General features: G+C 43.9%; 18 protein-coding genes. 13 read left to right on the top strand and 5 right to left on the bottom strand.

The annotated features are described in order from the left end of the window. Window positions 1-11 precede the first annotated feature (11 nt). The 13 genes from fadA to K5609_RS00030 all read left to right on the top strand — a co-directional run bounded on the left by fadA (window position 12) and on the right by K5609_RS00030 (window position 15,586). Complete coding sequence (gene fadA / locus K5609_RS00090) at window positions 12-1,175, top strand: acetyl-CoA C-acyltransferase FadA (RefSeq protein ID WP_221075454.1); 1,164 nt, start codon at window positions 12-14, stop codon at window positions 1,173-1,175. Window positions 1,176-1,310: 135 nt separating this feature from the next. Beyond that, window positions 1,311-2,027, top strand: a complete 717-nt coding sequence (locus K5609_RS00085) for a response regulator (protein WP_221075453.1) — start codon at window positions 1,311-1,313, stop codon at window positions 2,025-2,027. Then, window positions 2,017-3,456 (top strand): ATP-binding protein, encoded by a 1,440-nt coding sequence (locus tag K5609_RS00080; protein ID WP_221075452.1) that lies wholly within the window; start codon window positions 2,017-2,019, stop codon window positions 3,454-3,456. Before K5609_RS00085 ends, K5609_RS00080 begins: the two co-directional genes overlap by 11 nt. A 137-nt stretch (window positions 3,457-3,593) precedes the next feature. Next, complete coding sequence (locus K5609_RS00075; RefSeq protein ID WP_221075451.1) at window positions 3,594-4,844, top strand: ABC transporter substrate-binding protein; 1,251 nt, start codon at window positions 3,594-3,596, stop codon at window positions 4,842-4,844. A gap of 84 nt (window positions 4,845-4,928) precedes the next feature. Further along, window positions 4,929-5,801, top strand: a complete 873-nt coding sequence (locus K5609_RS00070; RefSeq protein ID WP_016400294.1) for a carbohydrate ABC transporter permease — start codon at window positions 4,929-4,931, stop codon at window positions 5,799-5,801. Window positions 5,802-5,803: 2 nt separating this feature from the next. Next, complete coding sequence (locus K5609_RS00065; protein WP_016400293.1) at window positions 5,804-6,658, top strand: carbohydrate ABC transporter permease; 855 nt, start codon at window positions 5,804-5,806, stop codon at window positions 6,656-6,658. A gap of 5 nt (window positions 6,659-6,663) precedes the next feature. Then, window positions 6,664-7,776, top strand: coding sequence for an ABC transporter ATP-binding protein (locus tag K5609_RS00060; protein ID WP_221075450.1), 1,113 nt, complete (start codon window positions 6,664-6,666; stop codon window positions 7,774-7,776). Window positions 7,777-8,205: 429 nt separating this feature from the next. Continuing rightward, window positions 8,206-8,457, top strand: coding sequence for a sulfurtransferase TusA (tusA, locus tag K5609_RS00055; protein ID WP_221075449.1), 252 nt, complete (start codon window positions 8,206-8,208; stop codon window positions 8,455-8,457). 128 nt (window positions 8,458-8,585) lie between these two features. After that, window positions 8,586-9,491, top strand: coding sequence for a glycine--tRNA ligase subunit alpha (glyQ, locus tag K5609_RS00050; protein WP_221075448.1), 906 nt, complete (start codon window positions 8,586-8,588; stop codon window positions 9,489-9,491). Between the two features lie 10 nt (window positions 9,492-9,501). Continuing rightward, window positions 9,502-11,580 carry a glycine--tRNA ligase subunit beta gene (gene glyS, locus K5609_RS00045; protein WP_221075447.1) on the top strand — a complete coding sequence of 693 codons (2,079 nt, stop codon included), beginning with the start codon at window positions 9,502-9,504 and terminating at the stop codon, window positions 11,578-11,580. Between the two features lie 241 nt (window positions 11,581-11,821). Next, window positions 11,822-12,271 carry an early set domain-containing protein gene (locus K5609_RS00040; protein ID WP_221075446.1) on the top strand — a complete coding sequence of 150 codons (450 nt, stop codon included), beginning with the start codon at window positions 11,822-11,824 and terminating at the stop codon, window positions 12,269-12,271. Between the two features lie 79 nt (window positions 12,272-12,350). Further along, window positions 12,351-14,186: an alpha-amylase gene (locus K5609_RS00035; RefSeq protein ID WP_221075445.1), complete on the top strand. Its 1,836-nt coding sequence runs from the start codon at window positions 12,351-12,353 to the stop codon at window positions 14,184-14,186. Between the two features lie 152 nt (window positions 14,187-14,338). Further along, on the top strand, window positions 14,339-15,586 hold the full coding sequence (locus K5609_RS00030) for a valine--pyruvate transaminase (RefSeq protein ID WP_221075444.1): 1,248 nt from the start codon (window positions 14,339-14,341) through the stop codon (window positions 15,584-15,586). A gap of 59 nt (window positions 15,587-15,645) precedes the next feature. Here the strand turns inward: K5609_RS00030 and K5609_RS00025 are convergent, their stop codons facing one another. The 5 genes from K5609_RS00025 to dnaA all read right to left on the bottom strand — a co-directional run bounded on the left by K5609_RS00025 (window position 15,646) and on the right by dnaA (window position 22,343). After that, window positions 15,646-16,113 carry an Hsp20 family protein gene (locus tag K5609_RS00025; RefSeq protein ID WP_221075443.1) on the bottom strand — a complete coding sequence of 156 codons (468 nt, stop codon included), beginning with the start codon at window positions 16,111-16,113 and terminating at the stop codon, window positions 15,646-15,648. Window positions 16,114-16,309: 196 nt separating this feature from the next. Further along, window positions 16,310-18,724, bottom strand: a complete 2,415-nt coding sequence (gene gyrB, locus K5609_RS00020) for a DNA topoisomerase (ATP-hydrolyzing) subunit B (RefSeq protein ID WP_221075442.1) — start codon at window positions 18,722-18,724, stop codon at window positions 16,310-16,312. Beyond that, on the bottom strand, window positions 18,717-19,802 hold the full coding sequence (recF, locus tag K5609_RS00015; protein ID WP_221075441.1) for a DNA replication/repair protein RecF: 1,086 nt from the start codon (window positions 19,800-19,802) through the stop codon (window positions 18,717-18,719). Before recF ends, gyrB begins: the two co-directional genes overlap by 8 nt. Window positions 19,803-19,815: 13 nt before the next feature. Continuing rightward, window positions 19,816-20,919 carry a DNA polymerase III subunit beta gene (gene dnaN, locus K5609_RS00010; RefSeq protein ID WP_221075440.1) on the bottom strand — a complete coding sequence of 368 codons (1,104 nt, stop codon included), beginning with the start codon at window positions 20,917-20,919 and terminating at the stop codon, window positions 19,816-19,818. 20 nt (window positions 20,920-20,939) lie between these two features. Continuing rightward, window positions 20,940-22,343 carry a chromosomal replication initiator protein DnaA gene (gene dnaA / locus K5609_RS00005; protein ID WP_163134311.1) on the bottom strand — a complete coding sequence of 468 codons (1,404 nt, stop codon included), beginning with the start codon at window positions 22,341-22,343 and terminating at the stop codon, window positions 20,940-20,942. Between the last annotated feature and the right edge of the window lie 100 nt (window positions 22,344-22,443).

Here is a 22,443-nt window from a genome sequence, read left to right as displayed (position 1 = left end):
AGGAATATAAAATGAAAGAAGTAGTGATTGTTGATTGTATTCGTACTCCAATGGGCCGTTCAAAAAATGGCTGTTTTAGAAATGTACGTGCCGAAGATTTATCTGCTCAGTTAATGAAAGGTTTAGTTGAACGTAACCCTAAACTTGACCCAAATGATATTGAAGACGTGTACTGGGGCTGTGTACAACAAACCCTAGAACAAGGTTTTAACGTAGCACGTAATGCCGCGCTGTTAGCAGGCCTACCTCACTCAACCGGTGCCGTAACCGTTAACCGCTTGTGTGGCTCGTCGATGCAAGCCTTGCACGATGCAGCTCGCGCTATTATGGCCGACCAAGGTGATGTTTTCATCGTTGGTGGGGTTGAACACATGGGTCACGTGCCAATGAACCACGGGGTAGACTTTCACCCAGGAATGGCAAAATCGGTAGCCAAAGCGGCAGGCATGATGGGCTTAACTGCAGAATTGCTGTCGCAAATGCACGGCATTAGTCGTGAAGCGATGGACGAATTTGGTGCTCGCTCGCACCGCTTAGCCCATCAAGCTACTTTAGAAGGTCGCTTCACTAGTGAAATCTTCCCAGTGGAAGGCCACGATGCCGATGGCACCCTAAAGCTAATTGAAACCGATGAAGTTATTCGCCCAGAAACCACAGCCGAAGGTTTGTCTCAATTACGTCCGGTATTTGACCCAGCTAACGGTAAGGTGACCGCGGGTACCTCTTCAGCACTATCAGACGGCGCATCGGCCATGTTAGTGATGTCGGCAGAAAAAGCCGCTGAGCTTGGTTTAACGGTACGCGCGAAAGTACGCTCTATGGCCATTGCGGGCTGCGATCCGTCGATTATGGGTTACGGCCCAGTGCCAGCGACCCAAAAAGCACTTAAACGTGCCGGACTAAAAGTTGAAGATATCGACCTATTTGAGCTTAACGAAGCCTTTGCAGCACAGTCGCTACCTTGCGTAAAAGATTTAGGCTTGCTGGATCAAGTGGACGATAAGGTAAACCTAAACGGTGGCGCGATTGCCTTGGGTCACCCGCTAGGCTGTTCAGGTACCCGTATCTCAACCACCTTAATTAACTTAATGGAAGCCAAAGACGCCAAACTTGGTGTTGCCACCATGTGTATTGGTTTAGGCCAAGGCATCGCCACGGTGTTTGAACGCCCTTAAGCTGATAAATCTTGAGTAACAAAATGGGAGCCTTGAGCTCCCATTTTTTTTACTTAAGCAGAGCAGGCGTTTTTCCCAAGCCCGTAGTTTGTTATTCTATAGCCATACACTCTTCGAACGACAGAATTGAGACTCATGGTTTTAGCTAAACAGTTATTGGTTGTGGATGATGACTTAGAAATTCGCAGCTTACTTGAACAATATTTAAGTAAGTCAGGTTTTGACGTAATTAGCGCCAACGACGGTGAAGAGATGGCAAAGTTGTTAGAGAGCAACGACCCTGAGTTAATCATTCTAGATATAATGTTGCCCGGTGACGATGGCTTTACCCTGTGCCAAAAAATTCGTCGCACCTCTAATGTGCCGATTATCATGCTCACCGCCAACTCCGATGAAATGGACCGAATTGTTGGTTTAGAGCTCGGTGCAGATGATTACATTGGTAAGCCTTTTAACCCTAGAGAGCTGCTTGCTCGAGTAAAGGCTTTATTGCGCCGCTCTCAAGTCACTGCCAATGCCCAGCAAAATACCCGTTATATTCGCTTTGGTCAGTGGCGCTTAGACAGCCAAACCCAGCAACTTGAGCATGAAGACGGTGATAAGCTGGAATTGTCCAGCAGCGACTATCGCCTATTGCAACTATTTTTGCAGCACCCCAATGAAACCCTCGATCGCGATACCATTAGCGACGCTACCCGCGGACGCGAAAGCTTGCCTATGGAACGTGGTATAGATGTGCAAATTAGTCGTTTGCGCCAGCGCCTTAAAGATGATGGCAGCAATACCCGCTTAATTAGAACCATTCGAGGTGTGGGTTACATGATGGTGACGCAAGTGAGCCATGAAGTTTAAGGCCTTTCTAAACCGGATAAAACCCAACTCCTTACTAGCGAGAATGCTACTGCTATTGTTATTAGCAATTGGCTTAGCCCAAGGTGCCAGCAGCTTTATCTGGTTTTACCAATTACGCCAGTCTGAGTCCGATGGTTTGCGTTCAACCTCGCAAAACCTCGCCTTGAGTTTAGCCTCAACAGTGACCTTTTTTGAGTCTTTACCCTCAGAGTATCGCCACATTGTGCTTAATCAGTTGCGCAAAATGGGCGGCACTCGCTTCTTTGTCTCACTCAATCAAGAATACATTGAAATAGAATCCATCCCCGATAGTCATCGCAAGAACATTGTGATTCAAACCGTGGGGGAAGTACTGCATCGCGAGCTCAATCGCAGCCCGATGATCGATGTAGACTTTTCTATGCCTGACAAGCTACATGTACTAAAAAACGATATATTACTTAAAGACTTACCCTCTTCTTGGGCATCACATACCTTACAAATTCAACCGCTTAATCCACCTATTTTGGTGACTCAAATAGAGCTGGAAAGTGGCGAATGGATTTACTTAGCGGCGCTCTTGCCCGCGCCTTATATGAGTTTGCAAGACAACTTATTACCGCAAGATCGCATCATGTTCATCGCCTTGATGACCTTTTTTTTACTGCTATTCACCTTTATTTTAGTTCGCCGCCAAACTCGCCCACTACGCCGTTTAGCCAAAGCGGCTTCGCGTTTAACTATCGATTTGTTTCAACCTCCATTGGTGGAAGAAGGCAGCGATGAAATTCGCAAAGCCACCCGCGCTTTTAATACCATGCAGGGAAAACTGAAACGTTATATTGAAGATCGGGAACTACTGTTTCGCTCTATTTCTCACGACTTAAAAACGCCGATTACGCGACTGCGTCTGCGCGCTGAATTGCTTGATGATGAGAAGATAATTGATGCCTTTAACCGTGATCTAGACGAGTTAGAGATCATGGCAAAAGGTGCGCTGCAAACAGTTAAAGATACCGATATTCATGAAAACTTAAGTGATATCAATATAATGACTCACTTAAAACACTGCATTGAACCGTTCTTAGGCAAAGTAGTGGTATTTGGTGAAACTGACAATCCTTATCGCGGAAAGCCGCTAGCGATAAAGCGCTGCATCAGCAATCTTGTAGAAAATGGCATTAAGTACGGCAACGATATTGAGATTTATTTGCTTGATGATGATGCCGAGCTTTGTTTGTTATTTGTTGACCATGGCCCTGGTATTCCGGAAGAGCGAATTAAAGAAGTATTTAACCCTTACGTACGATTAAGCAAAGACGATTCTGGCTCTGGTTTAGGCTTAGGTATTGCCCGCAATATTGCCCATGCTCATGGTGGTGACATCACCCTACAAAACCTCCCTCAAGGGGGTTTAGAAGTAAAACTCCAACTACCTCACATTAAATAAGCCTTTTGTAACAACTCCGTTACAAAAGGTTACTTTGTTATCAAGCTGTTTCATCTAGTCTAATTAGTAGCCAATCAGCGCAGTAAGATTGGTGAAATAAGGAATGGAATTCACAAAAAAATAACAAAGGCATCAATATGCGTAAATTTGCAACTCTCGCCTCTACCCTGGCACTTACTAGCGCTATTAACCTTGCTTATGCAGGGGAAGTAGAAGTTCTTCATTGGTGGACTTCAGGTGGTGAAGCCAAATCTGTAGGCGTGCTAAAAGAAATGTTAGAAGCCCAAGGACACTCTTGGAAAGACTTTGCTGTAGCCGGTGGCGGTGGTGAAAGTGCGATGACAGTACTAAAAACTCGCGCGATCTCTGGTAACCCACCAGCAGCAGCACAAATCAAAGGTCACGACATTCAAGAATGGGCAGATCTTGGATTTTTAAGTAACTTGAATGACGTAGCTAAAGCCGAGAAATGGGATGAAGTTGTTCCAGCGGTAGTAACTAACGTAATGAAGTTTAACGGCGACTATGTAGCCGTTCCGGTAAACGTGCATCGCGTAAACTGGTTATGGGCTAACCCAGCAGTATTTGAAAAAGCGGGCGCCAAAATCCCTACCACTATGGATGAGTTTTTTGTTTCTGCAGAAAAACTAAAAGCGGCGGGCATTATTCCTTTAGCTCACGGCGGTCAAGCTTGGCAAGACGCCACAGTATTTGAAGCGGTAGCCTTAGATATTTTAGGCTCTGAAGACTACAACAAAGCTTTTGTGATGCACGACGATGCAGTACTTAGCAGCGACAAAATGGTTGAAGTATTTACCGTTTTCAAAAAAATGAGTAACTACATCGATAGCGACTCACCAGGCCGTGATTGGAACATTGCTACCAGCATGGTAATTAATGGCCAAGCCGGCATGCAGATTATGGGTGACTGGGCGAAGGGTGAATTTGTTGCTGCAGGTAAAGTACCAGGCAAAGACTTCGTTTGTTTACCAGCACCAGGCACCGACGGCCAATTTACCTTTAACATCGACAGCTTTGCCATGTTTGAACTAAGCAAAAGCGACAATGTTACAGCGCAAAAAGCCTTAGCTAAAACCATTCTTACTCCTGAGTTCCAAGAAGTATTTAACTTAAACAAGGGCTCTATTCCGGTTCGTACCGATATGGACATGAGCAAGTTTGACAGCTGTGCTTTAGATTCGATGGCTACCTTTAAAGCCAGTAATCAATCGGGTGACCTCGTGCCAAGTATGGCACACGGTTTAGCAACCACAGGCTACGTTCAAGGTGCGATATATGACGTGGTGACTAACTTCTTTAACGATCCAGATGGTGACCCTAAAGAAGCAGTAACTAAATTAGCGCGCGTAGTTAGAGCCGCTAAATAAGCCTTAAAGCTCCGGCTGACCAGCCGGAGCTTACCTTTGCTATCCCTTGTTAGTTTGAACACGGAGTTCGAACGAGGCTGTACTATGTTTAATACTCTGCAAAAATGGTTGCCTAAAATCATTCTGTCACCGTCGATATTTCTGGTTACAGTATGTATTTATGGCTACGTAGCTTGGACTGGCTACCTATCGTTAACCCATTCACGCTTTTTACCCAACTTTAAGTGGGCGGGTTTACTGCAATACCAAAAATTAATGGAAAATGACCGCTGGGTGACCTCCTGCATTAACCTGCTGATTTTTGGTGTATTGTTTATCATCATCTCAATTATTTTAGGCACCTTGTTAGCAATATTCCTCGATCAGAATATTCGCCAAGAGGGCGCGATCCGCACTATTTACCTTTACCCGATGGCGCTGTCATTTATTGTGACAGGTACTGCGTGGAAATGGATACTAAACCCAGGTTTAGGTTTAGAAAAAATGATGCACGACTGGGGCTGGACCAGCTTTGAATTCAACTGGCTGGTGAGCAATGACATGTCGGTGTATACCTTAGTTATTGCAGCCGTTTGGCAATCCTCCGGCTTTGTAATGGCGATGTTTCTGGCTGGCCTGCGTGGCATCGACTCAAGCATTGTTAAAGCGGCGCAAATTGATGGCGCTAGCATGCCGACCATTTACTGGAAAATCATACTTCCTTGCCTGCGCCCGGTGTTCTTTAGTGCGGTAATTATCACCTCACACATTGCGATTAAGAGCTTTGACTTAGTAACCGCCCTAACCTCTGGCGGACCGGGTTATTCCTCGGATTTACCAGCACTGTTTATGTATACCCACGCCTTTACTCGCGGACAAATGGGCTTAGGTGCGGCCAGCGCCATGATGATGTTAGGCGGCGTACTCGCGATACTCGTGCCGTATTTATACTCTGAACTGCGTAACCGGGAGCAATAATCATGACTAAATTTTCTCCGGGACGTTTGTTCATCTACTTCATCTTAATATTGTTTTGTGCCATTTATTTAATGCCGCTACTGGTAATGCTATTAACCTCGTTTAAAACCCTACCGGATATTCGTGGCGGCAACCTGTTGTCGCTGCCAGAAGTATGGGTATTTGAAGCTTGGTTTAAAGCTTGGGGAAGCGCCTGTACAGGGGTAACTTGTGAAGGGGTTAAAGGCTACTTCTGGAACTCCTTTAAAATGGCCATTCCTGCAGTATTTATCTCTACCCTGATCGGCGCTTTAAACGGCTATGTCATTGCTCATTGGCGTTTTAAAGGTTCAAACTTGTTTTTTGCCTTAATGCTATTTGGCTGCTTTATTCCCTTCCAGGTAATTTTGCTCCCTATGGCAGCCACCTTAGGTAAATTTGGCTTAGCCAATACCACCACCGGTTTAGTATTTGTGCATGTGGTTTATGGCTTGGTATTTACTACCCTGTTCTTCCGTAACTTCTATGTATCGGTACCAGGGGAACTAGTAAAGGCAGCTAAGTTAGATGGCGCAGGCTTCTTCACCATTTTCTTCAAAATAATGCTGCCTATCTCCAAACCAATCATCATGGTTTGCATCATTTGGCAGTTTACCCAGATATGGAACGACTTCTTATTTGGCGTGGTGTATTCGGGCTCAGACTCGCAGCCTATAACCGTGGCGTTAAACAACTTAGTAAACACCAGTACTGGTGTTAAAGAATACAACGTAGACATGGCCGCCGCGATTATCGCCGCGTTACCTACCCTATTTGTTTATGTTGTAGCAGGAAAATATTTTGTGCGCGGCTTAACTGCTGGCTCAGTAAAAGGATAAAAACAATGGCGACCCTAGATATAAAACAACTTTACAAGCGCTACGGTAAAAACGGTCCCAATACCCTAGAAGATATTAATATCTCCATTGAGTCGGGAGAGTTTCTAATCTTAGTCGGCCCCTCGGGATGCGGTAAATCCACCCTAATGAATATGATTGCCGGCCTAGAAGAAATTACTGCCGGAGACATCTGCATTGATAGCAAAGTGGTTAACGATGTAGACCCTAAAGACCGCGATATCGCGATGGTGTTTCAGTCTTATGCCTTGTATCCCAACATGACGGTGCGCGGCAATATTGAGTTTGCCTTAAAAATTCAAAAGATGGATAAACCAGAGCGCGATAAGGAAATCACTCGGGTTGCCCAGTTACTGCAAATTGAACATCTATTAGATCGTAAACCTTCGCAACTTTCTGGAGGTCAACAGCAGCGTGTATCAATGGGCCGCGCCTTAGCTCGCCAACCCAAGATCTACTTGTTTGACGAGCCCTTGAGTAACCTAGATGCCAAACTTCGGGTTGAAATGCGCCATGAGATTAAGAAGTTACACCAGCGCTTGGGCACCACCATCGTTTATGTAACTCACGATCAAATTGAAGCCATGACTTTAGCCGACCGCATCGCCGTGATGAAAGATGGCCAGCTACTTCAGTTAGGCTCACCTTCGGAGATCTATAACGACCCAGCAGACATGTTTGTTGCCGGTTTTATGGGCTCGCCTGCGATGAACTTTTTACACTGTAGTGTGGAGCAAAGCGAACAGGGCTTAGTGGGTTCCTTAACTTGTGACCAACAAAAATCGCATAAAATCCCGCTGCCTGAACACCTTGCAAAATACGCTGGAAAGTCTGTAGTGGTCGGCATTCGTCCAGAGCAAATCACCCATGTAAATCCTTACAAGAAAGATAAAGCCTTGGTGACCACCTTAAACTTAAAACTTGGGGTATTAGAACCTACAGGTCCCGACACAATTGCCTTGGTATCATTAAACGACAAGGAAATAAGCTGCCGTTTAGACCCCGATAAACCAGCTGTGATGGGCGAAAACCTAGACTTGATGTTTGATATGTCGAGCGCAGTGTTTTTTGACCCTAATAACGAACAGCGAATACGCTAAGTAATACAATAGGGTCTGTTGATCTTTGCTGATGGTTTTTGCATCAATTTATTAGCCATTTAGGCAAGGCAGTGAGTGTGCAGTTAAGTGCGCTTAATAATCACTCGCTAACGCTGAATAAATGGCTAAGAAATGCTACCCGAAGGGTTCGGATAAGCGGGCTTTACTCTTTGTTAAGCACTTCTTACTTAGCCCACTAGGCCTCTAAGTGCTCGCCGCGATTAAGGCCCGCTTATCTCGAACAAAATTTCAACACCAAAGATCAACAGACCCTAGCAACAAGAGGCTTCGACCTCTTTTTTGTTGGTTTTCTATACCTTATTTCACTGCCATATTGTTCACTCACTACACAATGGTCAAAGTTGACAGCTGACACCTCGCTTTTAGCTGGTATACAATAGCGCTGTAGCACTAAGAGACCGCAGTAAAATGAGTAATAACATAGAGTTCAAGCAAGCCGATCACCAGCTAGATGCCATAGGTTTACGTTGTCCCGAACCGGTTATGATGGTTCGCAAAGCCATCCGCAACATAGATATTGGCGAAACCTTGTTAGTGCAAGCCGACGATCCATCCACCACCCGCGATATGGTGAGCTTCTGTGAATTTATGGATCACACCTTAGTGGCTAAAAAAACTGACCAAACGCCGTTTCAGTATTTGATCAAGAAAGGCAGTTAGCTTAGTTTTTTCAAAAAAGTCTAATTTATCAGCAATTCCCGGTGCAACAGCACTAGGGTCTGCCTGCTTGCTAGGGTATACTCCGTCAGTTATAAAACCGATTATTTTTCATACGCGCGACACTAATCATGCATAAATACGATATTAAAACCTTTCAAGGCCTTATTTTGGCCTTACAGGACTACTGGGCCCGCCAAGGCTGCGTTATTGTTCAACCTTTAGACATGGAAGTAGGTGCTGGCACCTTTCATCCGCAAACCTTTTTGCGCTCTATCGGTCCAGAGCCGATGTCTAGTGCGTATGTACAACCATGTCGCCGCCCTACCGATGGCCGCTATGGTGAAAACCCTAACCGCTTGCAGCACTATTACCAATTTCAGGTAGTAATGAAGCCTTCGCCAGACAACATTCAAGAGCTCTACCTAGGCTCTTTGGTTGAGCTTGGTATTAACCCCGAAGTTCACGACATTCGCTTTGTTGAAGACAACTGGGAATCGCCAACCCTTGGTGCTTGGGGTCTGGGCTGGGAAATCTGGCTTAACGGTATGGAAATCACTCAGTTCACCTACTTCCAACAAGTAGGCGGCTTAGAGTGTTCACCGGTAACAGGCGAAATCACTTACGGTTTAGAGCGCTTAGCCATGTACATTCAAGGCGTAGACAGCATTTACGACCTAGTGTGGACAGACGGCCCAATGGGTAAAATCACCTACGGTGATGTTTTCCACCAAAACGAAGTTGAGCAATCCACTTACAACTTCGAACATGCCGACACTACCGCCTTATTTGCGCAGTTTGACCAGTGTGAAAAAGATAGCCAAAAATTAATCGAAGCAGGCTTACCATTGCCTGCTTACGAACAGGTAATGAAAGCGTCACACGCCTTCAACCTACTTGATGCTCGCCACGCTATATCGGTAACCGAACGTCAACGTTTCATCCTACGCGTTAGAACCCTTTCTAAAGCCGTAGCTGAAACGTATTACAGTGCTCGCGAAGAGCTTGGTTTCCCATTATGCAAAGACAAAAAGTAACGGAGGCAGCATGAGTAACGAAAACCTATTAGTAGAAATCGGCACCGAAGAGTTGCCACCTAAAGCCTTACGCGGCTTGGCAGAGTCTTTTAAAAGCAACGTACAACAAAGTTTAGAAAAAGCCGGTTTTGAATTTACTAGTGTTGAATGGTTTGCCGCACCGCGTCGCCTAGCACTAAGCATTCAAAATTTGAGTGAACATACCCCAGATAAGGTAGTAGAAAAGCGCGGACCGGCAATTAGCAGCGCCTTTGATGCCAACGGCAATGCGACTAAAGCCGCCGAAGGTTGGGCGCGTTCAAATGGTATTACCGTTGAGCAAGCAGAGCGTTTAAAAACCGATAAAGGCGAATGGCTACTACACAAAGCTGAAATAAGTGGTCAAAGCATTTATCAATTGTTCCCAGACATTGTGGCTGACGGTTTAGCCAAGCTGCCAATTCCAAAGCCTATGCGCTGGGGTGCTAAAAGCACGCAGTTCATTCGCCCGGTTCATACCATCACCATGCTATACGGTGAAAAGTTGGTTCAAGGCAATATTCTGGGTATTGAATCAGCCCGTACCGTGCGCGGCCACCGCTTTATGGGTGAAGCTGAGTTCGAACTAAACCATGCTAACGACTACGTTAAACAGCTAGATCGCCGCGGCAAAGTGATTGTTGATTACCAGCAACGCAAAGCTATTATTCGCGAGCAAATTGAAGCTGAAGCAGCCCGAGAAGGCGGCGTAGTGGAAATGGATGAAGCATTACTTGAAGAAGTATGTTCTTTGGTTGAATGGCCAGTAGCCATGGTAGGTAGTTTCGAAGAGAAATTCTTGGAAGTTCCTGCTGAAGCGCTAATTTATACCATGAAGGACAATCAGAAATACTTCCCGATTTTAGATACCAAGGGTAACTTATTACCACGTTTTATCTTTGTATCTAACATTGTTAGTAAAGACCCTCAGCAAGTTATAGAAGGTAACGAGAAAGTTGTTCGCCCTCGCCTTGCTGATGCAGAGTTCTTCTTTGAGACCGATAAAAAATCACGTTTAGACTCGCGCCTAGATAAGCTTGCCAATGTTGTATTCCAACAAAAATTAGGCAGCCTACTCGACAAAGCTAATCGCGTTTCAGAGCTAGCTGCACAAATTGCCGCAGAAATTGGCGGTGATAGCCAACACGCTCAACGAGCTGGTTTGCTATCAAAAGCTGACTTAAACAGCGAAATGGTACTCGAGTTCCCAGACATCCAAGGTGTTATGGGCATGTACTACGCTAAGTTTGATGGTGAACACGAAGACGTAGCCAATGCGCTTAACCAGCAATACTGGCCACGCTTTTCTGGTGACAAATTACCAGAATCTAAAGTTGCTTCAGCAGTAGCCATTGCCGATAAGCTAGATACCTTGGTGGGTATTTTTGCAATAGGCCAGCTACCTAAAGGCGACAAAGACCCATTTGCCCTTCGTCGTGCCAGTTTAGGCATTATTCGCATCATTCAAGACAAAGGCTTTGAACTAGATTTAGATACGCTAATTAACAGTGCCCTGTTGCTATTGCCGCTTGAATTAAACCAAGAGCAACAAGCTAAAGTACATGGCCAACTTATTGAGTTTGTCTATGCTCGCTTGCGCGCTATGTATCTTGAGCAAGGAATTGACGCCAGCGTTATCACTGCGGTATTAGAACGTAAACCAACTAAACCAGCAGACATTGAGCAACGCGTTAAAGCAGTAAGCCACTTCCGCTCTTTAGAGCAAGCTCAAGCTTTAGCAGCAGCGAATAAACGTGTATCAAACATCTTGGCTAAAAACCCAGATTTTGTTAAACCGCAAATTGATAGCAGCTTGCTAAAAGAGCCACAGGAAAAGGCGCTAGCTGAAGCTATTTCAGCCATGCAAAACAGCTTAAAACCTTTATTGGAAAACGGCGACTACCAAGCAGCATTAATTGAGTTGGCCACGCTACGTGAAGTTGTAGATAACTTCTTTGATAACGTGATGGTAATGAGCGATGAAGACGCGCTAAAAATTAACCGTTTAAGCCTATTAAACTCGCTGCGAGAGTTGTTTTTAGAAATTGCTGACATCTCTGTGATTCAGTAGTCTACAAGCCAAGTCTGCGCAATATAAAAGCCGCATCCAAGCAAGGGATGCGGCTTTTTTTGATCCACTTAACTCTTTTAGTAAAATCAGCCTTTTCTTGAAATCCTTTTCAGCATGGTAGTGTGAGCTTGGCACGTTTTTTCTCGCCCAGCTTCGTTATAAATAAACTCGAGTTCAGCTCATTACGTAATGTTTGTCTGCAAAGACAAAGGAAAGCTATAAAAATAGAAAGGAATTGGAAATGCTTAAAAATATCATGAAAGCAGGTGTGCTAGCGCTAATCACCGTAATTGCAGCAGGCTGTGCCTCTGGTGGCGGCGAAGGAAAACTAACTCGTGACGTATACCTACGTGGTGTATTCACATGGTGGGATGCAGATCCTCAGTTCAAACTTCAGCCTGTTGAAGGTAAAGAAAACGTATGGTTCGCTACTTCAGCTGCTGACGAGCCACTAATCGCTGACGGCCAACCTTACGAGTGGAAATTTGGTGATGCTGCATGGCAATGTGGTACTAACTTCGGTTTCCTATCTGGAGAAGCAGACATCAAACTTGGCGAGCGTCGTCAATCTAACAAATGTTCAGCATTTGATAACTTCAAGTTCACTCCAGAAGAAGATGGTGTTTACCGTTTCTTCCTAGACTGGACTGAAGAATTACCAGTTGTTTACATCGAAAAAGTAGAAATGTAAGCCCCGCTTACTTTCTATATAAGCCCCTCTTTGGGGCTTTTTTTTTCGGTCAACAGCAATAACGATATGGATGTAAGCAATGCAACAAGTCATTAAACCCGCCCTGCTTGGTTGTTTAGTCAGCATGGCAATAGCTGGGTGTGCGTCAAACGAGGCGAACACTAGCGCAGCAGCTAGCAGCTCAAGCGAAGCACTTGCTCAAAGCGCACAATGTCTACAATGGGATGGTCAGCCCGTAACGGTAGATGTAAGTGAAAGCTTTGAAGAAGGCACCGCTGTTAAAGATTTTTATAGCGGTCAAATGAGTACCGTTTATCAAGGTAAAGTAACTTTTACTCCCTCACCCGAAAGTGGCGGCTTACTACTACTAGAATCTGTGGGTAAAAAAGCCGATGAATTTAGCTGGGACAGCGCCTCTGTTTATTTTGTTATGACAGACCGATTCTACAACGGCAACCCAAGCAATGATAATAGCTATGGTCGTAGCAAAGACGGCAAAAATGAAATTGGTACCTTCCATGGCGGCGACATTTCCGGCCTGAGTAAAAAGCTCGATTACATTGAAGATTTAGGTATCAACGCTATCTGGATCACTGCACCTTACGAGCAAATCCGCGGTTGGGTTGGCGGCGGTATGCGAGGCGACTTTAAGCATTACGGTTACCACGGCTACTACGTGCAAGACTACACCGTAATGGACCAAAACATGGGTACAGCGGAAGAGTTTAAGCAGTTCGTAGACGATGCCCATGCTCGAGGCATTCGGGTAGTCATGGACATTGTGATGAATCACACTGGTTACGCAACCTTGAGTGACATGCAAGAGTTTGGCTTTGGTGCTACTCAAGAATACGACGTTCCTATTGAAAACTACTTAGGTAAGAAATGGACCGACTGGACACCCGGTAAAGGCGAAACTTGGCATAGTTTTAACGACTATATCGATTATGGAAATCGCACCGAATGGGTGAAGTGGTGGGGACCTGATTGGGTACGAACAGATATTTCTGGCTACCCTAACCCAGGCCCAAGCGATTTGGAAATGTCACTAGCCTACTTACCTGACTTTAAAACAGAGTCAGATAATGTTGTAGGCTTGCCGCCCTTCTACAAAAACAAAGCTGATACTAAAGCAGTCGAAATCCCCGGTGCTACAGTGAGAGACTACTTGGTCACTTGGTTATCGGACTGGGTACGTGAATATGGTATTGACGGTTTCCGTGCAGACACCGTTAAACACGTTGAGCCTGAAGCATGGCAAGCCTTGAAATTAGCTTCTAGTAAAGCCTTTGCTGAATGGAAACAAAACAACCCTGATAAAGTACTTGATGACAATGACTTTTGGATGACTGGTGAGTTTTGGGGCCAAGGCTTGAATAACTCGCGCCTATTTGACGCCGGCTTTGATTCACTGATCGATTTCACTTACCAAACCGACCTAGCTAAAAAAGGTATGAACTGTTTGTCTAACATGCAAGATGGCTATCAACGCTACGCAGACGTGCTAGGAAAGCGCGATGGCAAGGTTCTAAGCTATGTATCATCACATGATACTAGGTTAGCCTTTGGTACCATCAGCAAGGATTTGGAGCAGCAGAAACAACTTGGCTCAGCCTTCTTGTTAATGCCTACCGCGGTACAAGTTTACTATGGTGATGAGAGCGCTCGAGAAAAAGGCCCTCGTAGCTCAGATAAACACCAAGCAACCCGTTCAGATATGAATTGGGAGCAGTTAAACGATGAACAACGTTTAGCGGTGCACAATCACTGGCAAAAACTTCTGCAGTTCCGTAAGCGCCACCAAGCTGTTGGTAGTGGTGAGCACAAGCAGTTAAATGCCGCTCCTTACGTATTTGAACGTCGCAAGGGAGATGATGCGGTGGTTGTGGTTTATGTAGGCCAACAAGCTAAATAAACTCACCCAGCACTAAAACAAAAGCGGCTTACTTAAGCCGCTTTTTTATTGCATACAACACAGACAAACTCGGCTGGAATTTGTTCTGTAATGACAATTGCTATTCAAAAGCAAACTTTGTTAAGGTGACGCCTCAGCTTAAAAGGTGTGTTATGACATATTCAAATTTTGGCAACAAATTCACTCGCCATTCAGGCATTACTCAACTGATGGATGACCTTGATGAAGGGATCCGAGCGGGTGATGAAATGATAATGTTAGGCGGCGGTAATCCTGCGCAGATTCCCGAAATGAACGCAATCTTTGAACAGCACCTTCAAGCTGGCATAAGTAATAAAAGCTTACTGGCTGCACTATGTAACTATGATGCCCCACAGGGTAACAAGAACTTCATATCCAACCTTGCGAATTTTTTTAGAAATGAATTCCACTGGGACATAAATATGGAGAATATTGCACTCACCAACGGTAGTCAAAGTGCATTTTTCTTTCTTTTTAATTTATTTGCAGGTAAAGGCAAGACCAATAAGCGAGTATTATTCCCGCTTGCTCCTGAATATATCGGCTATGAAGACAGCGGAATAGACGAAGACTTATTTATTGGTAATAAACCTAGCATCGAGTATTTGGCTGATAGACAGTTTAAGTATCACGTTGATTTTGAACACTTAACAATTGATGAAAGTGTTGGTCTCATTTGTGTCTCACGCCCCACCAATCCTACCGGCAATGTCATTACCAATGACGAAATCAACAAGCTTTCGGCACTTGCCAAGCAGCATCAAGTACCACTATTGATTGATAATGCCTACGGACTGCCCTTCCCCAACTTAGTATTCACCGAAGGGGCAAAGCCATTTTGGGACAGCAATACCATACTCTGTTTAAGCTTATCCAAACTAGGTTTGCCTGGTACCCGCTGCGGCATTGTTATCGCTAAGCCAGAAACAATCAAAGCAGTATCTAATTTGTCGGGGATTATTAATTTGTCGCCTGGAGGCGTGGGCCCCGCTTTAGCTAATGAGATGCTTAAAGACAATAGCTTACTGGACGCCAGTAACCATGTAATCAAGCCCTTTTACCAAGAGAAATCACAACAAGCGATCAGCTGGCTTCAAGCTGCTATACCTTCTAGTAAATTTCGAATACATAAATCTGAAGGCGCAATGTTCTTGTGGCTTTGGTTTGAAGGTTTAACGATAACTGACAAGCAACTTTACCAGCAGTTAAAAGAAAATGGCTTGCTAATAGTACCTGGCAGTTACTTCTTCCCTGGTATTGATAAAGATTGGCGACATACTCAAGAATGTATTCGCCTTAACTTTGCTCAAGACGAAGCCCAGGTAAAACGGGGCATTGAGATATTGGCTAATGTAGTAAATCCATTACTGGCAGATTAACTCGCTAATAAAAAAAGGGCCTATTGGCCCTTTTCATTCTTTATCACAACATGTAGTACTTAAGCAGGTTTAGCATCTAAAGTTTCAACATTTAGCTTACCGTTAATAGGTATTTGCTTAGGCTTAAGTGCTTCAGGGATCTCTCGCTCTAGATCAATAAACAAAAGCCCATTTTCCAAGTTAGCTGCTTTAACTTTTACATGGTCAGCAATTTGATATTTACGCTCAAAGCCGCGCTCTGCGATACCTTGGTGTAAAAACTTAACTTGGCTAGCTTTCTTCTGTTTAGTACCCGTTACAATTAATGCATTCTCTTGAGCTACTATTGAAAGCTCGTCTTCTGCAAACCCGGCAACAGCTAAAGTGATTCGGTAGTTGTTTTCATCTACCGCTTCAATATTGTATGGAGGGTAACCGTTGTTCTGAGCTTGAGCGCTTTGGTTTGATGCAGCTTCGATAAAGTTAGCCAAACGATCAAAACCAATAGCAGTGCGATAAAGTGGTGAAAAGTCGTATTGATTACGCATAGTATATTATCCTCATTGAGCAATAAATTGTATTGGACCAGCACCTTGCTGCGTCCCTTTCTTAACACGACCCACCGTTGTGGCATCCTGTTATTACTATATATGGGGCTGCTGTATTGGCTTTCAAGTGCAACAGATACAAAAAAGGCAATATTTTCATATTGCCTTTTTTAGATGCTACTTTTTAACGTTTAGATTATACGTCTAAGTTTTCAACGTTTAGCGCGTTGTCTTCAATAAAGTTACGGCGCGGCTCAACTTGGTCACCCATTAAGGTAGTGAACAGTTGGTCACAAGCAATGGCGTCTTCAACAGTTACTTTCAACATACGACGTGTTTCAGGATCCATGGTGGTTTCCCAAAGTTGGTCTGGGTTCATTTCGCCCAAACCTTTATAACGTTGAATGTATAGACCACGACGCGACTCAGCCATTAGCCAGTTAAGCGCTTCTTCAAAACTGCTAACCGGTTTAGTCTTCTCACCACGTTTAACGTAAGCACCCTCTTCTATTAGGTTATTAAGATTATCGTAAAGGCTACAGATATCTTTATAATCATTAGAAGCAAAGAACTCAGGCTCAAACTTAAAGCTTACATCCACACCATGTTGGCGCAGTGTTACAACAGGGTAATAGATATCACGCTCTTCGTGTTTTTCTATCTCAACTGTGTAGTAGTTACCGCTAGGAAGCTCTGCATTAACTGGAGCAATAAGCTCTTCAGACCATTGCTCTAAAGCTTCTGCATCTTTTAGTTCTTCAACATTAAGCGCACGCTGATAAACCATTTGGCTTAATAATGATATTGGGTAACGACGCGCTAAACGCTCGTTGTTTTTCCAAACACGGCGATATTGAGTTACTAAACTTTCTAGGGCTTCACCACCAATGGCAGGTGCCTCTGGGTTAACATATAAACCAGAGTTATCTAGTGCCAAGGTAGTTAGGTATTCAGTGAGTGACTCTTCATCTTTTACGTAACGCTCTTGTTTACCCTTCTTCACTTTATATAAAGGAGGCTGAGCAATGTAGATGTATCCGCGTTCAATGATTTCTGGCATTTGACGGTAGAAGAAGGTCAATAGCAGCGTACGAATATGCGAGCCATCGACATCAGCATCGGTCATGATGATGATGTTGTGGTAACGCGTTTTATCTGGATCGTATTCATCACGGCCAATACCGCAACCCATTGCAGTGATCAGTGTTGCCACTTCCTGAGAAGATAACATCTTATCAAAGCGCGCTTTTTCCACATTTAAAATCTTACCTTTAAGTGGAAGAATAGCTTGGTTCTTACGGTTACGAGCTTGTTTCGCACTACCACCCGCAGAGTCACCCTCCACTATGTATAGTTCAGAAAGCGCTGGGTCTTTCTCCTGACAGTCAGCTAATTTACCAGGTAAGCCAGCTAAATCTAAGGCGCCTTTACGACGTGTCATATCACGTGCTTTACGCGCCGCTTCACGAGCACGAGCTGCATCAATAATTTTTTGCGTGATGATTTTAGCTTCTTGTGGGTTTTCTAATAAGTACTCACTCAGCTTTTCACCCATGGTTTGTTCAACTGCCGATTTCACTTCAGAAGAAACTAACTTGTCTTTAGTTTGACTAGAGAATTTTGGATCAGGTACTTTAACCGAGATAACCGCCGTTAAGCCTTCACGAGCGTCATCGCCGGTAGCATTGCTTTTGTCTTTCTTACTAACTTCTTTTTCCATGTAACTATTTAGCGTACGAGTTAGCGCAGATCTAAATCCAGCTAAGTGAGTACCACCATCACGTTGAGGAATATTGTTAGTAAAACAGTATATATTTTCTTGGAAACCATCGTTCCACTGCATAGCCAATTCAACCGCGATGCCATCATCGCGCTGGAAGTTAAAGCTAAAAGCTTTATCGTGGATAGGTGTTTTGTTGGTATTTAAGTAGGATACAAATGCTTGAATACCACCCTCATAACGGAAGTGATCTTGTTTATCATCACGCTCGTCTTTAAGAATGATAGATACACCCGAGTTCAAGAATGACAATTCGCGTAAACGTTTGGCAAGAATGTCGTAGTGGAACTTAGTATCTGAGAAGATTTCGTCACTCGGCCAAAAGCGCAACTCGGTACCGGTTTTATCAGTATCACCAACAATAGCTAACGGAGCATCTGGTTCACCTAAAGTATAAAACTGCTCGTAAACATGCCCTTGACGTTTAACCGTTAGCTGTAGCTTAATAGATAGTGCATTAACTACCGATACACCTACACCGTGCAAACCGCCCGATACTTTATAAGAGTTATCGTCAAATTTACCGCCCGCATGCAGAACCGTCATGATTACTTCTGCCGCAGACACCCCCTCTTCAGGGTGAATATCTACTGGAATACCACGACCATCATCTGATACTGAAACCGATCCGTCGTTGTGAATTGTCACGACAACATCAGAACAATGGCCAGCCAATGCTTCATCAATAGAGTTATCTACAACTTCGAAGACCATGTGATGCAAACCTGAGCCATCGTCGGTATCGCCAATATACATCCCAGGACGTTTTCTTACTGCATCAAGGCCCTTTAGTACCTTGATACTCGATGAGCCATATTCATTTTCAGCCATGTTTTACTCTCGTTTTATAGTCGCTGATAACACCATGTTCCACGTGAAACATTGTGCATCCTTCTAAATCAAATCCATCTAGCATCTGCTCCTCAATCGCGGAAACAAACACTTGAGACCCATTGTGTTGTAAGCACTTAGCTAACAACTGTCGTTTAGACATATCTAGTTCTGCAGCAAAATCGTCAATTAGGTAGACAGTTTTCTTTCCACTAGTTTGCTGAGCATGTTGCCCTTGCGCTAATATTAATGCGCACACAAACAGCTTCAACTGCCCTCTTGAAATTACGTCAACTGCATTTATGCCATCAAACTTAAACTTCAAATCTGCTTTGTGAGGTCCATACTGGGTATACCCCAGCAAGCGGTCTCTCTCAAAGCTTTGCTTTAGCAAATCTTCTAAAGCAGCTTTATCGTCCCATCCTTGATAGAAAGTCATATCAAACTGGTATTCTGGTAGAAACTCTGTAACCAATTTAACCAGGGTATCCCTTATGCTTTCTACATACTTTTTTCGTTGTTCACTTACCACTAAGGCAAGTTCAACTAACTGCTTATCCCAAAACTGCAAATCTTGATATTGCCTTGTCTGTTTCAACAAAGCATTTCGTTGTTTCAATATCCGCTTGTAGTTTTGCCAAGCGACGTGAAACTGATGTTCCACGTGAAACACTCCCCAATCCAAATAAGCTCGTCGATGTTTAGGACTACCATCAACCAAGCCGTATCCTTCAGGGTGCAGGATCTGTAAAGGCAATAATGAAGCTAGCACGGCTTGGCTTCTAATTGTTTCCTTGTTGATCCTTAAGGCAGTGTCACCACCTTTAAACTTTTGTAATCCAATTTTGTGTTCGTCTAATTGAGCAAATACAACAAAACTGTCTTGCTGATAAGTAATGACTTTACTGGGTCTATTACTTCTAAAAGAGCGTCCAAAACCTAGATAGTAAATAGCTTCTAGTACGCTGGTTTTACCGCTGCCATTTTGCCCCAAGATCACATTGAGTTTGGGGTTAGGGACTAGGTTGGCACTCTTTATATTTCTAAAATTTTGTAAACCTAAGCTTTGAATTTGCATTTGCTACAAGACATTACAAACGCATTGGCATAACAACGTACATAGCTTTGCCTGTTTGCTCAGCATCTTCAATTAAGGCGCTGCTATTGCTATTGCTCATATTGATTCTGATTTGCTCGCACTTCAGTGCATTCAATACATCCAAAACATAAACAACATTGAAGCCTATTTCTAAATCTTCGGCTTGATAATCCACATCCAAGATTTCTTCAGCTTCTTCTTGCTCAGGGTTATTTGCGGTTATCTTCAAGCTTCCAAATTCTAGCTGCAAGCGAACACCGCGAAACTTCTCGTTAGATAAAATAGCTGCACGCGAGAAAGCTTGTTTAAGTTCATCGCGCCCGGAGATTAATGCTTTATCACTATTAGCAGGAAGAACGCGACGATAATCTGGAAAACGACCGTCTACCAATTTACTGGTAAAGGTAAAACCTTGAACACTGGCTCGAATATTATTGCTACCAATTTGCAATTCAACTAACTGGTCTTCGTGCTCTAGCATTCGCGCAAGTTCAATCACACCTTTACGCGGAACAATAACTTGTTGAGCTTGCAAAGGCTGCTCTAAACGTTGTTCAGCCAAAGCTAAGCGGTGTCCATCTGTAGCAATAGTTTTTAAGCCCTTTTCGTCAGTCTCAAACAACATACCATTTAGGTAGTAGCGAACGTCCTGACTGGCCATAGAAAACTGGGTGCTATCAATAAGATTCTTCAGCTGACCTTGAGTTAACTGAATTATTTGCTGGCTTTGCCAGTCTTCAATGTTTGGAAAATCGTTAGCCGGCAAAGTCGCAAGAGAGAAGCGACTGCGCCCTGAGCGAAGCACCAAGCGATTATCGTCAGCTTTACAGCTGATTTCACAACCGTCAGGCAATCCACGACAAATATCTACAAACTTTTTAGCCGGTACGGTTACTCGCCCTTCATTTACCGCGCTTTCTAGCGGAAGTGTGGCGATAAGCTCAACTTCCATATCAGTACCTGTAATCGACAACTGTTGGTTACTGATATCCAACAAAACATTACCCAAAATAGGAATAGTTGGACGCCCACCTAAAGCAGCACTAACTTGCTGTAAAGGTTTAAGCAGTTGTTCCCGGTTAATACTAAATTGCATACCTAGTCACGCCTCTCCGATTATGACGATAATGTACGAATTAAATTCTGGTAATCTTCTTTAATGTCGTGGCTTTCTTCTTTAAGTTGAGAAATCTTACGACAGGCGTGTAGCACCGTTGTATGGTCACGACCACCAAAGGCATCGCCAATTTCTGGCAGACTATGGTTAGTAAGCTCTTTAGCTAAAGCCATCGCCAACTGCCGTGGTCGAGCGACTGAGCGAGAGCGCCGTTTAGACAACAGATCAGCCACTTTAATCTTGTAATATTCAGCTACTGTTTTTTGAATATTATCGATAGTTACCAACTTTTCTTGAAGTGCTAGTAAATCTCGCAGTGCCTCTCGAACGAAGTCGATGGTAATCGCCCGTCCAGTGAAGTTGGCATTTGCAATAACCCGGTTCAATGCCCCTTCTAGCTCACGGACATTTGAACGCAAGCGTTTAGCGATGAAAAAGGCCACTTCGTCTGGCAAGCGAATATTATTTTCATTCGCTTTAGTCATTAAGATTGCAACGCGCGTTTCCAGCTCTGGCGGCTCAATGGCTACTGTTAAGCCCCAACCAAAACGACTCTTTAAGCGATCTTCTACTCCGTCAATTTCTTTAGGGTAACGGTCGCTGGTTAAGATGATTTGCTGGTTACCTTCTAGTAAGGCATTAAAGGTATGGAAGAATTCTTCTTGCGAGCGTTCTTTATTTGCAAAAAACTGAATGTCATCGATAAGCAAAGCATCTACGCTGCGGTAGTAACGTTTAAAGTCTTCTATTGCATTGTTTTGTAAAGCTTTTACCATATCTTGAACGAAGCGCTCAGAGTGCATATACACTACTTTAGCATTCTTTTTATTGGCGATAATGCCATTACCCACTGCGTGTAATAGGTGGGTTTTACCCAAGCCAGTGCCACCATATAAGAATAGTGGGTTATATGCTCCGCCTGGGTTATTGGCAACCTGAGTGGCTGCGGCGCGCGCTAACTGGTTAGACTTACCTTCAACAAAGTTGTCGAACTGGTAAGTCGCATTAATATTGTTTCGATGATTTGCTTCTAAGGCAGACTTGACCGCCGGTTCTTTATCCCAGCTCTTGCCACTATAGTTTTGATTAACTGGTGCAGCACTAGCTCCGGCTTGAACAGGATCAGCTTTGACCGGATTAGATAAAGTTCGGCTAACTGGCTTACTGCCTACTTCAAAGCGTAAACTTGGTTTATCACTTCCGCAAAACTCTTCGAGTAAAGCATTCACTCGGATCAAGTACTTATCTTTAACCCAATCCAATACAAAACGGTTTGGTGCGTATAACACCAATAACTCTGCGTCTTGCTCAACTTGCAGTGGTCGGATCCACATACTAAATTCTGTTGCCGGCAATTCATCTTGTAAACGTACTAAGATTTGTTGCCAAAGAGACCCACTCACTCGCGACTCCGCGTTATCACCAAAAAGACCGTCTATTTTATAACGGAAGCCGCTTAAACTCTAGGTTTCTTATGAATTATTCACAAGCAGATAACAAATA

The organism is Agarivorans aestuarii (assembly GCF_019670125.1).
Taxonomy (GTDB): Bacteria; Pseudomonadota; Gammaproteobacteria; order Enterobacterales; family Celerinatantimonadaceae; genus Agarivorans; species Agarivorans aestuarii.
The sequence above is the reverse complement of the archived record's forward strand: the minus strand, read 5'-3'. Positions and strand labels throughout refer to the sequence as shown.

Bases quoted from the DNA above. Each gene is read 5' to 3' on its own strand.
- glyQ (WP_221075448.1), top strand. From the start codon at position 8,586: ATGCATAAATACGATATTAAAACCTTTCAAGGCCTTATTTTGGCCTTA.
- K5609_RS00060 (WP_221075450.1), top strand. From the start codon at position 6,664: ATGGCGACCCTAGATATAAAACAACTTTACAAGCGCTACGGTAAAAAC.
- K5609_RS00075 (WP_221075451.1), top strand. From the start codon at position 3,594: ATGCGTAAATTTGCAACTCTCGCCTCTACCCTGGCACTTACTAGCGCT.
- gyrB (WP_221075442.1), bottom strand. From the start codon at position 18,724: ATGGCTGAAAATGAATATGGCTCATCGAGTATCAAGGTACTAAAGGGC.
- tusA (WP_221075449.1), top strand. From the start codon at position 8,206: ATGAGTAATAACATAGAGTTCAAGCAAGCCGATCACCAGCTAGATGCC.
- dnaN (WP_221075440.1), bottom strand. From the start codon at position 20,919: ATGCAATTTAGTATTAACCGGGAACAACTGCTTAAACCTTTACAGCAA.
- K5609_RS00070 (WP_016400294.1), top strand. From the start codon at position 4,929: ATGTTTAATACTCTGCAAAAATGGTTGCCTAAAATCATTCTGTCACCG.
- recF (WP_221075441.1), bottom strand. From the start codon at position 19,802: ATGCAAATTCAAAGCTTAGGTTTACAAAATTTTAGAAATATAAAGAGT.
- K5609_RS00085 (WP_221075453.1), top strand. From the start codon at position 1,311: ATGGTTTTAGCTAAACAGTTATTGGTTGTGGATGATGACTTAGAAATT.
- fadA (WP_221075454.1), top strand. From the start codon at position 12: ATGAAAGAAGTAGTGATTGTTGATTGTATTCGTACTCCAATGGGCCGT.
- glyS (WP_221075447.1), top strand. From the start codon at position 9,502: ATGAGTAACGAAAACCTATTAGTAGAAATCGGCACCGAAGAGTTGCCA.
- K5609_RS00080 (WP_221075452.1), top strand. From the start codon at position 2,017: ATGAAGTTTAAGGCCTTTCTAAACCGGATAAAACCCAACTCCTTACTA.
- K5609_RS00035 (WP_221075445.1), top strand. From the start codon at position 12,351: ATGCAACAAGTCATTAAACCCGCCCTGCTTGGTTGTTTAGTCAGCATG.
- K5609_RS00030 (WP_221075444.1), top strand. From the start codon at position 14,339: ATGACATATTCAAATTTTGGCAACAAATTCACTCGCCATTCAGGCATT.
- K5609_RS00040 (WP_221075446.1), top strand. From the start codon at position 11,822: ATGCTTAAAAATATCATGAAAGCAGGTGTGCTAGCGCTAATCACCGTA.
- K5609_RS00025 (WP_221075443.1), bottom strand. From the start codon at position 16,113: ATGCGTAATCAATACGACTTTTCACCACTTTATCGCACTGCTATTGGT.
- K5609_RS00065 (WP_016400293.1), top strand. From the start codon at position 5,804: ATGACTAAATTTTCTCCGGGACGTTTGTTCATCTACTTCATCTTAATA.